We start from the raw sequence: 14,705 nt of genomic DNA on the forward strand, positions 1-14,705 counted from the left end.
CCCCTCCCCCGCCGCTCAACGTCCCGCCCGTCGCCCCGCCCCCGGCCGAGCCGACCGCCGAGTCCCCCGCCGAGCCGCCCGCCGAGCGCGACCCCGCGCACGCCCACACCGAGCCGCCCGCCGCGCCCTGACCAGCACGCCCTGACCAGCGCCGCCACCACCCGGGATTGCCCCCGTCGATCTTGGGGAAAATGCTCCCTCGGGGGCAACGTGACGGATCCACAGGCAGCGGGGGCGCCCACCGGGCCGCCCTCCGGGAGGCAGGGCCTGACCGGCGCGCAGGTGCGCGAGCGCGTCGCGGCCGGGCAGACCAACGACGTGCCGCGCCGGTCCAGCCGGTCGGTCGGCGAGATCGTGCGGGCGAACGTGTTCACCCGCTTCAACGCGCTGATCGGCTCGCTGTTCGTACTGGTGATGATCTTCGGGCAGTGGCAGGACGGCCTGTTCGGCGGCATCATCGTGGCCAACTCGGCGATCGGCGTCATCCAGGAGCTGCGCGCCAAGCGCACCCTGGACCGGCTGGCGGTGATCGGCGAGACGCCCGTCCGGGTGCGGCGCGACGGCGCGGAGCGGGAGGTCTCCCAGCACGAGGTGGTGCTCGGCGACCTGATCCTGCTCGGCAACGGCGACCGCATCGTGGTGGACGGCCGCGTCGCCGACTCCCAAGGCCTGGAGGTCGACGAGTCGTTGCTCACCGGCGAGGCCGACCCCGTCCACAAGGCCCCCGGCGACCAGGTCCAGTCGGGCAGCTTCGTGGTGGCCGGAAGCGGCGGGTTCGTCGCCGAGAAGGTCGGCAAGGACGCCTACGCCGCCAAGCTCGTCGCCGAGGCCAGCCAGTTCTCGCTGTCGCACTCGGAGCTGATGGCGGGCATCAACAAGTTCCTCAAGTACATCACCTGGCTGATCGTGCCGACCGCGATCCTGCTGTTCGTCAGCCAGTTCCTGACCGTCCACGACATCCCCGAAGCGGTGGTGGGCGCGGTGGCCGGGGTCGTCACGATGATCCCCGAGGGGCTGGTGCTGATGACCAGCATCGCCTTCGCCGTCGGCGTGGTGCGGCTCGGGCAGCGCAAGACGCTGGTCAACGAGCTGCCCGCGATCGAGGGCCTGGCCCGCGTGGACGTGTTGTGCGTGGACAAGACCGGCACCCTCACCGAACCCGGCATGGACCTGGACGAGGTGGTGCCGCTGGGCGGCCGCGACGACGCCGAGCGGGCACTGTCGGCGCTGGCCAACGGCGACCCCGACCCGAACGCGACCATGCGGGCGGTCAAGGAGGGCCTGGAGGTCCCCGACCCCGGCTGGAAGGTCGCCGACGCCGTCCCGTTCTCGTCGGCGCGCAAGTGGAGCGGCACCGAGTTCGCCGGGCAGGGCGCGTGGGTGTTCGGCGCGGCCGACGTGCTGCTGAGCCCCGACGATCCGGCGCGCGAGAAGGCCGAGGAGCTGGGCTCCACCGGCCTGCGCGTGCTGGCGCTGGCCCGCGTGCCCGACGGGTCGTTCGCCGCGCCCGACTCCCTCGACGTCGCCGACACCGCCGAGCCCGCCGCCCTGGTCGTGCTGCGGCAAAGGCTGCGGCCCGACGCCGACGAGACCCTGCGCTACTTCGAGCAGCAGGACGTCGAGGTCAAGGTCATCTCCGGCGACAACCCGGCCTCGGTCGGCGCGATCGCCCGCGAGCTGCGGCTGCCCGGCGCCGAGCACCCGGTGGACGCGCGCACGCTGCCCGACGACATCGCGGACATGGCCGAGGTGCTGGAGGGCAACTCGGTCTTCGGCCGGGTGAGCCCGCAGCAGAAGCGCGCGATGGTGAAGGCGTTGCAGTCCAAGGGCCACACGGTCGCGATGACCGGCGACGGCGTCAACGACGTGCTGGCGCTCAAGGACGCCGATCTCGGCATCTCGATGGGGTCGGGCAGCGGCGCGACGCGCGCGGTCGCGCAGATCGTGCTGCTGGACAACCGGTTCGCCACGCTGCCCTACGTGGTGGGCGAGGGCCGCCGGGTGCTGGGCAACATCGAACGGGTCGCCAACCTGTTCCTTACCAAGACCGTCTACTCGATCATCCTGTCGGTGCTGGTCGGGATCATGCACGTGCGGTTCCCGTTCCTGCCCCGGCACCTGACGCTGATCAGCAGCCTGACCATCGGCATCCCGGCGTTCTTCCTGGCGCTGGCGCCCAACCTGGAGCGGGCGCGGTCCGGCTTCGTGCCGCGGGTGCTGCGCTTCGCGATCCCGGCTGGGATCGCGTGCGGCGTGGCGACCTTCGCGGGGTACCTGCTGGCCAGCGAGAATCCCGGGACCGAGTTCGAGGAGGACAGCTCGGCGGCGTCGCTGTCGTTGTTCCTGCTGGCGTTGTGGGTGCTGCTGCTGATCGCGCGGCCGTGGAACTGGTGGCGGTTGTCGCTGGTGGCGGCGATGGGCACGGCGTTCCTGATCGTCCTGGCGGTGCCGTGGTTGCGGAACTTCTTCGCGCTGCGGCCCGACAACCTGCACAACGACCTGGTCTCGCTGGGCATCGCGATCACGGCGGGCGTGCTGCTGACGCTGGCGCTGCGCTGGGACTCCTGGCTGAAGCGCCGCCGCTCGCACGAGGGGTGAAAGATCTCCGGGGGATGCCGGACATGTGCTGGGTGACACCGACCCCGGAGGACACGATGCCCTGGCTTCCGCATGGATGAGGACGAGTTCGCCGCCGTGTACGAGCGGACCTACCGCCCGCTGCTGGCCTACGCGCTGCGGCGTTGCGCCACGCCCGAGGACGCCGCCGACGTGGTGGCCGAGACGTTCACGATCGCCTGGCGGCGCGCCGCCGAGCTGCCGTCCGGCGACCAGGCGCGGTTGTGGTTGTACGGGGTGGCGCGGCGCGTGCTGGCCAACCACCGGCGCGGCGAGCGGCGGCACGCGGTCAAGACGGCCGTGCTGCGCGCCGAGCTGACCGTCCTCGCCGCGGGCGCGCCGCCCGACGACTCCCCCGTCGCGCGGGTGTTCGACGGCCTGTCCGACCGCGACCGGGAGCTGCTCGCGCTGGTCGCGTGGGAGGGTCTGACCGGCGCCGAGATCGCCCAGGTGCTCGGCTGCTCCCGCAACGCGGTGGGCGTCCGGCTGCACCGGGCCCGCAAACGGTTCGCCCGCGCGCTCAAGGAGGCCGGGATCGACCCCGTCCCGGCCGCATGCCTCGCCCGCTCCGCCCCGCAGGAGGCGCTGACGTGAAGACCTCCGTCGATGATCTGGTCGCGTCCCTGGACCGCGCCCCCGAGGTGCCCGGCCCCGGCACGGTCGGCGCGCGCAACCTGCTGGCCGCCGTCACCGCCGAAGAACCCCTCACCGAGGCCGCGCGGCCGCGCCGGGTGCGCCGTCCCCGGCTGCTGGCCGGTGCCGTGGCGATGGCGCTGGCCGTCGCCGCGTTCGTCGGCCTGAACGGCGCGGGCCCCACGCGGCTGAGCGGCTACGCCAACGCGGCCGTCGACATCGAGCACACCGGCGACGTCTACGTGGTCCGGGTCAAGGACGCCTACGCCGATTCGGACCGGTTCACCGAGGCGTTCGCCAAGCTGGGCGTGCGCGCGAAGTTGTCGATCGTGCCGGTCTCGCCCGCGTCCGAACGCAAGGTGCTCGCCGTGGGCGACCTCGGCACCGGGCCCGCGGACGAGATCCTCGACGGGAGCGTCGACGTCACGGTGCCGGAATGCCCGAGCGACGGCCGCGCGTGCCCGCTCACGGTGGAACTGAGCGGCGACGTCCGCCGCAGCGGCCTGGCGGTCATGCTGGGCCGGGCGGCGCGGCCCGGCGAGACCTACCACGACGGCCCCTTCCAGCAGGCCCCGCCGCCCCCGGCGTTGCGCCGCCTGGAGGGCCGGACGGCGGGCGCGGCGCGGGCCGGGCTGCGCCACCTGGGGATGACGGTCGTCTACATGATCGGCGAGTTCGCCGCGGACGGCTCGGGCGACGCCTACGAGCCGCCCGCCGACTGGCGTCCCGGCCCGGACCGGCGGGTGGCGCGGGTGTGGCTGCACAGCGCGCACGGCGCCGTCCTGATGATCACCCCGGCCGCCGGGGACCCCGACTCCGCCACCACCGCGGCCCCCGACCCGACCGATCTGGACGTGCCCCGCGGCCCGGCCTCGCGGCCCTGATCCGGCGGTGCGGCCGCCGCCCCCGCCGGGCGGCGGCCGTACCGGCGTGAACCCGGTGACTTTCGGCGAAACCATTACCGGTCCCACACCCTCAGGCCGATAACCTGGAGACATGCCCGATCCGCAACTCGTTCTCTCCGCCCGGGTCCAGGCCGCGCTCAGCGCCGCCTTCGGACCGTCGTACGCGGACGCCGACCCGGTCATCCGGCCGTCGCAGTTCGCCGACCTGCAGTCCAACGTGGCGCTGCCCCTGGCCAAGCGCCTGCAGGCCGAGCAAGGCGAGAAGCAGAACCCCCGAGCGGTCGCCGAGGAGATCCTCGGCGAGCTCGACGTGGCCGACCTGGTGTCGGCCGTCGAGGTCAGCGGGCCCGGGTTCCTCAACTTCACCTTCAGCGACGACTGGATCGCCGCGCAGGCCCAGGACGTGCTGGGCGACGAGCGGCTGGGCGTGCCGCGCCGGGAGCGGCCCGAGAAGGTCATCGTCGAGTACTCCTCGCCCAACGTGGCCAAGGAGATGCACGTCGGCCACCTGCGGACCACGATCGTCGGCGACGCCATCGCGCGCATCCTGGAGTTCCTGGGCGACGACGTCGTCCGCGACAACCACGTGGGCGACTGGGGCACCCCGTTCGGGATGCTGATCGAGCAGCTGCTCGACGTCGGCGTGGAGAAGGCCGCCACCGACGACTCCTCGGTGTCGGACCTGACCGCCTTCTACCAGGCCGCGCGGCAGAAGTTCGACTCCGACGAGGAGTTCGCCACCCGGTCCCGGCAGCGGGTGGTCATGCTCCAGGCGGGCGACGCCGAGACCATGCGGCTGTGGCAGATCCTGGTCGACGTCTCCAAGCGGTACTTCAACAACGTCTACCGCAAGCTCGGCGTCACCCTCACCGACGACGACATCAAGGGCGAGTCGTTCTACAACGACCTGCTCGCCCCCACCGCCCAGGAGCTGACCGACAAGGGCATCGCCGAGATCAGCGAGGGCGCGCTGGTGGTGTTCCCGCCCGGCTTCAAGGGCCGCGAGGGCGACCCGCTGCCGGTGATCGTGCGCAAGAGCGACGGCGGCTACAACTACTCCACCACCGACCTGGCGACGATCCGGTACCGGGCCGACACCGAGCACGCCGACCGGGTGGTCTACGTGGTGGGCGCGCCGCAGGCGCTGCACTTCCAGATGGCGTTCGCGGTGGCGCGGATGGCGGGCTGGGTCAGTGACGGGATGCGGCTGGAGCACGCCGAGATCGGCAACGTGCTGGGCACCGACGGCAAGATCCTGCGCACCCGGGCCGGCGGCACCGTCAAGCTGGCCGAACTGCTGGACGAGGCCGTCGAGCGGGCCGGGACCGAGTTCGACAAGATCGAGCGCGACCAGCCGCTGGACGAGGCCGTGCGGGCCGACATCGTGGCGAAGGTCGGGATCGGCGCGGTCAAGTACGCCGACCTGTCGGTGGCGCTGGACAGCGAGTACATCTTCGACTTCGACCGGATGATCGCGTTCCGGGGCAACACCGGCCCCTACCTCCAGTACGCGACCGCGCGGATCCGCTCGATCTTCCAGAAGGCGGGCGTCGCGCCGGAGCAGGCCACCGGCCCGATCCGGATCACGCATCCGGCGGAACGGGCCCTGGCGCTGCGGCTGCTGGACTTCGGCGCGGTGTTGAAGCAGGCCGGAGACACCGCCGAGCCGCACAAGCTGGCCGCCTACGTCTACTCGGTGGCGGACGCCTACACGACCTTCTACGAGAACTGCCCGGTGCTGAAGGCCCCGGACGAGGAGACGAAGGCGTCGCGGCTGGCGCTGTGCGCGGTGACGCTGCGCACGCTGGAGACGGGCTTGGAGCTGCTCGGCGTGCCGGTTCCCGAGCGCATGTAGGACGAGACGCACGGCCACGCGGGCCGGCTCCGGGCTTCCGGGGCCGGCCCGCCGGCGTTCAACCGGCCCGGTCGGCGTAGTCCCCTCGCGATGCGCGGGCCCGTTACTGGAGGTAGCCCTCCACCTCGCCGGCGGGGCGCACCTCGGCCTCGTCGGGGTCCTCGCCGAAGTCCTTGCGGGCGCGGCGCTGGCGCAGCAGGTCCCAGCACTGGTCGAGGGCCACGTCGAGGCGGCGGAGCCGCTCGTGCTCCTCGGCCGCGCTCAGCTCGCCCTGCTGGAGCTTGGTGCGCAGCTTCTTCTCCTCGTCCACCAGGTCGTTGATCTGCGCGAGGATCTGCTTGTCGTCCATGGGCCCTCCACTGGGTGATGATGCGGCTAGGAGCCCCGTCCCCGATGTGTCGGGTAGGGGCTCCGCCGCCGGCTTCACTTGGTCAGGCCCGGTCGAGGCCCGCCAGAAAGCCGCCGTCGCCGCTCGACGAGTGCTGCATCGGCTGCTGCGTCGAGCCTACGTCGGTCTTGGCCTCCACCAGTGCGGCCGGTCGGGCGCTGGTGGACGCGCGCTTGGCGCCCGCCATCGCCCGCGAGGCGGTGCGGCCCGACGGGCGGGTCGTGCTCGCCTTGGGCTTGGCCGCCGCCGACCCGGTCTTGCGGGTGGTGGTGGACCGGGCCGCCGTGGTCTTGCGCGTGGCCGGCTTCTCGGCCGCGCTCGACCGGGTGGACGCCTTCGTGCCGGTCGACCGGGACGACGTCCCGGTGCGGGCCGACACCGTCGAACGGCCGGTGCCCGCCGCCGCCGTCCGGCGCGTGGCCGGCTTCCTGGCGGTGGACGCCTTGGCCGTGGTCGACTTCGACGCCGCCGTCTTCCGGCCCGTGGTCGACTTCGACGTGCCGGTCTTGGCCGTCGATGCCTTCCTGGTGGTGCTCTTCGGCTTGGCGGTCCGCGCGCTCACCGTGCTCCGGGACGTGCCGGAGGCCGAGGTGCGGCGCGTGGTGCCCGTCTTGCCCGTGGCCGACTTCTTGGCCGTGGCCGACTTCGCCGTGGACGACTTCTTCGCCGTGCCCGACTTCGCCGCGGTCGACTTCTTCGCCGTCGACGCCGACTTCTTGGCCGTCGTCTGCGCCGTGTTGATCACCTTGGCGGCGGCGTTCATCGCCTTGGCGGCGTCGGCCATCGCCTTGGTGGCACCGGCCATCGCCTTGGACATGGCGGTCATCGCCTTGACCGAGCTGTTGGCCTTGGTCGCCACCGACTTCATCTGCGTGGCGGCGGCCTTGGCCTGGGTCGCGGCGGTGCTGACGGTCTTGGCCGTCCCGCTCGCGGCCGTGCTCCGCTTGGCCGTGGAACGCGTCGCGGGCTTCTTCGCCGTGGACGCCCTGGCGGTGCTCGCCCTGCTGCTCGACTTGGCCGCGGTGCTCTTCTTGGCGGCAGTCGTGCCCGACTTGGCCGTGGACCGCTTGGCGGTCCCGGTCGTGCGGGCGCTGACCGTCGGCCGCGCCGCCGTGCTCTTGGCTGCGGCGCTGGTCCGCTTGGTCCCCGTGGCCCCCTTCTTGGCGGTGGTGGACTTCCTGGCGGTCGTGCTCTTTGCGCGACTGGCCGCACTTCGGCCGGTGGTAGCGCGCGCTGTGGTCGTGGATGCCACTGATCTACCCCCCGTGCATGATCAGCTACGGAGAGATCTATTCCACACTTGCCGTCGCTCTACACACACTTCGCCATTCGAGGGATCAGACACCCACCGGATGCCACACCGTTTTAGTCTCCAGGAACGCCGTCATCCGCCGTGTTCCCGGCTCGGCGGACCAGTCCGATCCGCCCGGCGGCAGCACCCGCTTGAGGTTGTCGGCGGCCTTCTCCGCAAGGGGTTTCACGGCGTCGGCGGCGACGCCCGCCAGGTCCAGCGCGTTGACGTCCATGTGCGAGGCGAGCCACGGCGCGAGCTCGGCGCGGCGGCCGGTCAGGACGTTGACGACGCCGCCCGGAAGATCGGAGGTCGCCAGCACCTCGGCCAGGGTGATCGCGGTCAGCGGGGCCGGTTCGGAGGCCACCACCACGGCGGTGTTGCCCGACACGATCGCGGGCGCGACGACCGACACCAGGCCGAGCAGCGGCGAGTCCGGCGCGATGACGGCGACGACCCCGGTGGGCTCGGGCGTCGAGAAGTTGAAGAACGGCCCGGCGACCGGGTTGGCCGACCCGGCGACCGCGCCCAGCTTGTCGGCCCAGCCCGCGTACCAGACCCAGCGGTCGATCGCCTCGTCCACCTCGGCGGTCGCGGCGTTCTTGGCCAGCCCGGCGGCGCGCAGCTCGGCCGCGAACTGCTCGCGTCGGCCCTCCAGCACCTCGGCGACGCGGTAGAGGATCTGGCCCCGGTTGTAGGGGGTGCGGGCCGACCAGCCGCCGAACGCCTTGCGGGCGGCGGCGACGGCGTCGCGCGCGTCCTTGCGGGACGCCTGGGAGGCGTTGGCCAGGAAGCGGCCCTTGGCGTCGTTCACCACGTACGACCTGCCGGACTCGGATCGGGGGAACGCTCCCCCGATGAACAGCTTGTAGGTCTTGCGGACCGCCAGACGCTCCCTGCCCATTGGCTCACCTCCGTTCGCCGCCTCGCGCGCTTTTCGCGCGCCGGCTTCCCTCGTCACTCGTTCCTCGCTCCTCGGTCCAGCCGACGCGGCGCGCTCAGACATTCAGGTACGCCTCCAGTCCGTGCCGCCCGCCCTCGCGGCCGAAGCCGGACTCCTTGTAGCCGCCGAACGGCGACGCCGGATCGAACTTGTTGAAGGTGTTGGCCCACACCACGCCCGCGCGCAGCCGCTCGGCCATCCACAGGGTGCGCGAGCCCTTCTCCGTCCAGACGCCGGCCGACAGCCCGTAGGGGGTGTTGTTGGCCTTCTCGACGGCCTCGGCGGGGGTGCGGAAGGTCAGCACCGACAACACGGGGCCGAAGATCTCCTCGCGGGCGATGCGGTGCGACTGCGCCACGTCGGTGAACACCGTCGGCGCGAACCAGAAGCCGCGCTGCGGCAGCTCGCACGGCGGGGACCAGCGGCCCGCGCCCTCCTGCTCGCCGATCTCCGACAACATCCGGATCTTCTCCAGCTGCGCGGCCGAGTTGATCGCACCGATGTCGGTGTTCTTGTCCAGCGGGTCACCGACGCGCAGCGTCGCCATGCGGGCCTTGAGCCGGTCGAGCAGCTCCTCGGCCACCGACTCCTGCACCAACAGGCGGGACCCGGCGCAGCACACGTGGCCCTGGTTGAAGAAGATGCCGTTGACGACGCCCTCGACGGCCTGCTCCAGCGGCGCGTCGTCGAAGACGATGTTGGCGGCCTTGCCGCCCAGCTCCAGCGTCAGCCGCTTGCCGGTGCCCGCCGCCGAGCGCGCGATCTGCTTGCCGACGTCGGTGGAGCCGGTGAAGGCGATCTTGTCGACGCCGGGGTGCTCCACCAGCGCCCGGCCGGTCTCGCCCGCGCCGGTGACGATGTTGACCACGCCCGGCGGCAGGTCGGCCTGGCGGCAGATCTCGGCGAACGCCAGCGCGGTCAGCGGGGTGGTCTCGGCGGGCTTGAGCACGACGGTGTTGCCGCACGCCAGCGCCGGGGCGATCTTCCAGGCCAGCATCAGCAGCGGGAAGTTCCACGGGATGACCTGCCCGGCGACGCCGAGCGGCCGCGGGTCCGCGCCGAGGCCCGCGTGGCCGAGCTTGTCGGCCCAGCCCGCGTAGTAGAAGAAGTGGGCGGCCACCAGCGGCAGGTCCACGTCGCGCGACTCGCGGATGGGCTTGCCGTTGTCGATCGACTCCAGCACCGCCAGCTCGCGCGAGCGCTCCTGGATCAGCCGGGCGATCCGGTACAGGTACTTGGCGCGGTCGCGGCCCGGCATCGGGCCCCACACCTTGTCGAAGGCGGTGCGGGCGGCCTTGACGGCGCGGTCGACGTCGGCCTCGTCGGCGGTGGCGATCTCGGCGAGCGTCTCCTCGTTGGAGGGGTCGATCGACTTGAACGGCTCGCCGTGCCCGCTCGTGAACTCGCCGTCGACGAACAGCCCGTAGGAGGCGCGGACGTCCACCACGTCCCGCGACTCGGGGGCCGGGGCGTACTCGAAGGTCATCGTCAGTCCAGGGTGAAGTAGTCGGGACCGGAGTAGACGCCGGTGGCCAGCTTGCGGCGCTGCATCAGCAGGTCGTTCAGCAGGCTGGAGGCGCCCAGCCGGAACCACTGCGGGGTCAGCCAGTCGGGGCCGGCGGTCTCGTTCACCAGCACCAGGTACTTGATCGCGTCCTTGGTGGTGCGGATGCCGCCGGCGGGCTTCACGCCGACCTGGCGGCCGGTGGCGGCGCGGTAGTCGCGCACCGCCTCCAGCATGACCATGGTGACCGGCAGCGTGGCGGCCGGGGACACCTTGCCGGTGGAGGTCTTGATGAAGTCGGCCCCGGCGCGCATGGCGAGCCAGGACGCGCGGCGCACGTTGTCGTAGGTGACCAGCTCGCCGGTCTCGAAGATGACCTTCAGGTGCGCGTCGCCGCACGCCTGTTTGGTGGCCACGATCTCCTCGTGCACCTTGGCGTAGTCGCCGGCGAGGAACGCGCCCCGGTCGATCACCATGTCGATCTCGGTCGCGCCGTCGGCCACGGCCATGCGGGTGTCGGCGAGCTTGGCCTCCATCGGGGCGCGGCCGGACGGGAACGCGGTGGCCACGCTCGCCACCCCGATGCCGGTGCCCTTCAGGGCCTCGACCGCGACGCCGACCATGTCGGGGTAGACGCAGATCGCCGCGACCCTGGGCACGCCCGGGTCGCCGGGGTCGGGGTGGGCGCCCTTGGCGCACAGGGCCCGCACCTTGCCGGGGGTGTCGGCGCCCTCCAGGGTGGTCAGGTCCACCATGGAGATCGCCAGGTCGATCGCCTGGGCCTTGGACGAGGTCTTGACGGACCGGGTGGCCAGGCGCGCGGCGCGTTCGTCCGCGCCGACCTGGTCGACACCCGGCAGGCCGTGCAGGAACGCGCGCAGCTCGGCCCTGCTGGCGGGCGCGCCGGTGAGAGTCTCCTTTGACACTCCCCCAGCATCACCTACGCGCGGCACCGGCACAAAACAGCTGAATCCCGTTTCGGTCACAACCGTTAAAAGTGGACGTCAACGTATAAAAACGACAGAGACCCGGCCACAAGATCGACACCCGCCGGGGCGCGCCGCGCCCGTTCGCGTGAGATTCTCTGCGAATGCGTGAACTCAGCGAGCTCGCCAACGTCCCCGACCCGGCCTGGCCGGCCCTCACCGAGCGGCTGGCGGAGAGCCGGACACCGCTGGAGTGCCTGCCCGCCGACCCCGAGACGGCCCGCGCGTGCCTGCTCCAACTCCAGGTCACGACGCGCTCGTGGCTGGGCTCGCTGGTGCTGAACTGCGGCGGGCTGCTGCTGGACGGCGGCTGGTTGCGCATCTACGCGGGCGGCTCGCCGGAGCTGCCGGGGCTGGCGCGGGTGAACGGGTTCCCGGCCGAGTTCGACCCGGGCTGGCACGCGTCGGGCGGCCTGGTGGTGGCGCACGACGTGCTGGGCGGGGTGTTCGCGCTGAACGGCATCGACCCGGCGGCGTCGGGCCGTCCCGGGCAGCCGGGCGAGGTGGTGTACTTCGCGCCGGACGCGCTGCGCTGGGAGGCCCTGGACGTCGGGCACGGCGACTGGCTGGCCTGGCTGCTCACCGGCCCGCTGGACGGTTTCTACGGGGAACTGCGCTGGCCGGGCTGGCGGGAGGAGATCGCGGGTCTGGGCGGCGACGAGGGGATCTCGGTGGTGCCGTTCCCGTGGTCGGCCGAGGCCCAGCAGGACATGACGGCGACGAGCCGCCGCCGGGTGCCCCTGACGGAGCTGCTGGACCTCGGCCGCGAGTTCAGCGGCCGGTTCGGTGAACCGGACCCGGGGTTCCTCGGGGCCGTGTGACCCGGTTCACTTCCCGTACTTCACGACGACGCTGGCGGTGTTGATCCAGTCCTTGTCGTCCAGCGCGCCGACGCCCCAGACCGAGGTGGTCTTGGGAACGCGGGCCAGCCCGGCGATCGCCGTGCGGACTCCGGGACGGCCCGGAACGGCGGCGGAGGACCACTTGCCGGACTTGTAGTGCAGGAACCTCTGGCCCGCCCGCATCCACAGGCCGCCGTTGCCGTCGTAGACCAGGTTCTGCAGCACGCCGCTGGTCTTGGGGGCGACGACGGTCTTCCAGGACTTGCCGTTCCAGTGCAGCAGCACGCCCAGGGCGCCGGGGTTCATGCCGGAGACCCAGACGTTCTTGTCGCTGAACGCCAGCACGCCGCCGATGCCGCTGCCCTCGCCCAGCGGCAGGGAGCGCTGCGCCCAGGTCTTGCCGTTCCAGCGCAGCAGGGTCGGCTTCGGCCCCTGCTTGCCCTTGGCCCAGCTCGTCGCCCAGATGCTCTTGCCCGACACGGCGCTCGCCCCGGCGATCGGGCCCGGCACGCGGACCTTGCTCCAGGACCGGCCGTTGAAGTGCCGGACGTCGGGGACGGAGGTCTCCCACTTGCCCGCCTGCGCGAAGGACCAGACGTCCCCCGCGCCGAGGGCCAGCACGTCCGGGCTGTGGGGGTCGCTGCCCTTGGGGAGCGTGCCGGTGACGACCTTCCAGTTCTTGCCGTTCCAGCGCATCCAGAACTGCTTGAGGTGGCCGTCGCTGCCGCCGACCCACACGTTGGTGCTGGAGGAGGCGCTGACGTGTTCGAGGTAGGCGCCCTTGACGGCGGCGGGGAGGGCGACCCTGTTCCAGACCTTGCCGTTCCAGCGCCGGACGACGGGCACGGCGTCGTCCTTGACCGACTGGTAGCCGACGGCCCAGGCGTCGTTGGGCCCGGTCACCGCGATGTCGCGCAGCCCGGAGTTCTTGTCCGGGGTGGCGGTGATGCGCCAGCCGGTGGCGGCGTGGGCGGGCGCGACGAGCGAGAGGAGCACGGCACCGGCGGCGACGCCGACGGCTCCCACGCGGAAGTTGTTGCTCATTTACGTCCTATCTTGCGGGGGATCGTTCCCCGGTCGCGGCAGCATAGCGACGGCCGCCGTCAGAGCCACGTGCAATTCTGCGTGCAGGGACCGAAGCGACCGGGAGGCGTGATGGCCGAGCAGTTCAGCGCGTTGCAGGACGATTTCCTGCGCTTCACCCACGAGATCGTCTGGTGCACGGTGACGACGGTGGACGGGCGGGGACGGCCCCGCTCGCGCGTCCTGCACCCGATCTGGGAGGTCGTGGACGGCCGCCCGATCGGCTGGATCTTCACGGGCCGCACGCCCGTGAAGGCGCGGCACCTGGCGGAGAACCCGCACGTGGCGTTCTCGTACTGGTCGCCGTCCCAGAACGTGGTGCTGGGCGAGGCGACGGCGAGCTGGGTGGAGGACATGGGCGTCAAGCAGCGGGTCTGGGACATCTTCCTGGGCACCCCGCCGCCGCTGGGCTACGACCTGCGGGCTTTCGGGGTGGCGGGGCCGGAGAGCGAGGGCTTCACGGTGCTGCGGCTGGACCCGTCCCGCGTGCAGGTGCTCGACGGCGCGAACTTCCCGACGTCGCTGACCCCGCGCACCGCCGTGATCGAACCCTGACCACGAGCCCCCGGGCTCTCAAGAGGAGAGGCCGGGGGCTTTGTCGGTCGGGGTTCAGGTGAACCAGGTCAGCGGATCAGTGGGTCGGTCGTCCAGTCGGCCGGGTTCTCGCCCAGGAACGTGATCCTCTTGTAGAGGGCCGTCAGGCCGCCCGACTTCTGGAGCAGCCGCAGGGGCTCGCCGCTCGCGTTGATCGTGACGTCGTGACCGTGCGCCCCGAACACCCGCAGCCGCTGCCCCGCCTGCCGTTTCGCTGTGTCGCCGGGGCGGACGTAGTGCCGCTTGCCCGTGCCGGTGGGCGCGCCGAGCGCGGAGTCGTAGGCCGGGTGGCCGTCGATCTTCGTGTTGGTCCCCAGCGCCCGCAGGGCGGCCGGGTCCTTCGGCGTCACCGTGATGGTCAGATCGTCCTGGTCCCCGCCGTCCCCCTTCGCCGTCCCCAGCGAGAACGAGACGGTCGGGTCACCGAGCGGCGCGGGCCTCCCGCCCTGCGTCCTCGCCTGCTCCAGCGTGCGGATGGAGCGGTACACGCGCAGCCCGGCGGGCAGGCCCTTCACCGTCACCGGGAAGGTCGCGGGCTTGGCCGTCCCGAAGCGCACGCCCCGCGCCACCCGGTACACCGTGTCCACCGTCGCGAGACGGTCCTCGTTGACGGTCAGCAGCGCCCACCGGCCGGGCGCGAACTCCCACCGGAGCGCGGCGGGCACCTGCTCGGAGCCGTCCCCGCCCGGCTTGATCGTCCAGAACGCGGGACGGCCGTTCACCGGTGGCGCGGGCGTGCGGTTGCCCGGTCGCGCGCCCGGCAGCTTGTGGATCATCGGTTCCGGGCCCCGGTCGAACACGGCCAGGTCGAGACCTGCGGTGGAACCGCCGGCGTGGAACGTCACGCTGGTCCTGTCCTGCGTGTCGCCGATCAGTCCCGTCAGGCGGTAACCCTGCGGCAACCAGCCGAAGCTCGCCTCCTGCATGATCGGGTTCGGGTAGGCGACGGCGCCCCCCACCGACGAGGTGACGACGGGCCGTTCGGGGGCGTCCCCGGGCAGGTCCACCACCACGACCGCGCCCAGCGCGACGGCGGCGGCCACGCCCGCGCCCGCCGCCGCCCGC

Annotated in this window: 13 protein-coding genes; 6 read left to right on the forward strand and 7 right to left on the reverse strand. The window is 72.3% G+C overall.

Annotation, left to right across the window (positions count from 1 at the left end; translation table 11 throughout):
• The first annotated feature begins 210 nt into the window (after positions 1-210).
• The 4 genes from AH6_RS41405 to argS all read left to right on the forward strand — a co-directional run bounded on the left by AH6_RS41405 (position 211) and on the right by argS (position 6,009).
• Entirely contained in the window at positions 211-2,598 is a 2,388-nt protein-coding gene (locus AH6_RS41405) for an HAD-IC family P-type ATPase (protein ID WP_067491851.1), read from the forward strand.
• Between the two features lie 72 nt (positions 2,599-2,670).
• Entirely contained in the window at positions 2,671-3,210 is a 540-nt protein-coding gene (locus AH6_RS41410; RefSeq protein WP_067491853.1) for an RNA polymerase sigma factor, read from the forward strand.
• Positions 3,207-4,133: a hypothetical protein gene (locus AH6_RS46920; RefSeq protein WP_067491855.1), complete on the forward strand. Its 927-nt coding sequence runs from the start codon at positions 3,207-3,209 to the stop codon at positions 4,131-4,133. Before AH6_RS41410 ends, AH6_RS46920 begins: the two co-directional genes overlap by 4 nt.
• A gap of 112 nt (positions 4,134-4,245) precedes the next feature.
• Entirely contained in the window at positions 4,246-6,009 is a 1,764-nt protein-coding gene (gene argS / locus AH6_RS41420) for an arginine--tRNA ligase (RefSeq protein ID WP_067491857.1), read from the forward strand.
• A gap of 103 nt (positions 6,010-6,112) precedes the next feature.
• On the opposite strand, the gene AH6_RS41425 is transcribed toward argS, so the two are convergent.
• The 5 genes from AH6_RS41425 to deoC all read right to left on the reverse strand — a co-directional run bounded on the left by AH6_RS41425 (position 6,113) and on the right by deoC (position 11,061).
• Positions 6,113-6,358, reverse strand: coding sequence for a DUF2630 family protein (locus tag AH6_RS41425; RefSeq protein ID WP_067491859.1), 246 nt, complete (start codon positions 6,356-6,358; stop codon positions 6,113-6,115).
• Positions 6,359-6,440: 82 nt separating this feature from the next.
• Positions 6,441-7,649, reverse strand: coding sequence for a hypothetical protein (locus AH6_RS41430; protein ID WP_067491861.1), 1,209 nt, complete (start codon positions 7,647-7,649; stop codon positions 6,441-6,443).
• Positions 7,650-7,734: 85 nt separating this feature from the next.
• Positions 7,735-8,592, reverse strand: a complete 858-nt coding sequence (locus tag AH6_RS41435) for an aldehyde dehydrogenase family protein (protein ID WP_067491863.1) — start codon at positions 8,590-8,592, stop codon at positions 7,735-7,737.
• Between the two features lie 94 nt (positions 8,593-8,686).
• Positions 8,687-10,117, reverse strand: coding sequence for an aldehyde dehydrogenase family protein (locus AH6_RS41440; protein ID WP_067491865.1), 1,431 nt, complete (start codon positions 10,115-10,117; stop codon positions 8,687-8,689).
• Between the two features lie 2 nt (positions 10,118-10,119).
• Positions 10,120-11,061, reverse strand: coding sequence for a deoxyribose-phosphate aldolase (gene deoC / locus AH6_RS41445; RefSeq protein ID WP_067491867.1), 942 nt, complete (start codon positions 11,059-11,061; stop codon positions 10,120-10,122).
• 164 nt (positions 11,062-11,225) lie between these two features.
• Between deoC and AH6_RS41450 the strand changes: the two genes are divergently transcribed.
• Complete coding sequence (locus AH6_RS41450) at positions 11,226-11,942, forward strand: DUF2625 family protein (RefSeq protein WP_067491869.1); 717 nt, start codon at positions 11,226-11,228, stop codon at positions 11,940-11,942.
• A 6-nt stretch (positions 11,943-11,948) separates the two neighbouring features.
• Here AH6_RS41450 and AH6_RS41455 read toward each other — a convergent pair whose 3' ends face one another.
• Complete coding sequence (locus tag AH6_RS41455; protein ID WP_067491871.1) at positions 11,949-13,007, reverse strand: NHL repeat-containing protein; 1,059 nt, start codon at positions 13,005-13,007, stop codon at positions 11,949-11,951.
• A 111-nt stretch (positions 13,008-13,118) separates the two neighbouring features.
• On the opposite strand from AH6_RS41455, the gene AH6_RS41460 reads away from it, so the two are divergent.
• The gene (locus AH6_RS41460) at positions 13,119-13,601 is read left to right on the forward strand and encodes a pyridoxamine 5'-phosphate oxidase family protein (protein WP_067491873.1); all 483 of its coding nucleotides are present in this window, start codon (positions 13,119-13,121) and stop codon (positions 13,599-13,601) included.
• Between the two features lie 68 nt (positions 13,602-13,669).
• Here AH6_RS41460 and AH6_RS44960 read toward each other — a convergent pair.
• Positions 13,670-14,705: hypothetical protein (locus AH6_RS44960; RefSeq protein ID WP_169807985.1), on the reverse strand; the 1,036-nt coding region annotated here is incomplete at its 5' end.

It is taken from the genome of Actinomadura hibisca NBRC 15177 (assembly GCF_001552635.1).
Lineage (GTDB): Bacteria > Actinomycetota > Actinomycetes > Streptosporangiales > Streptosporangiaceae > Spirillospora > Spirillospora hibisca.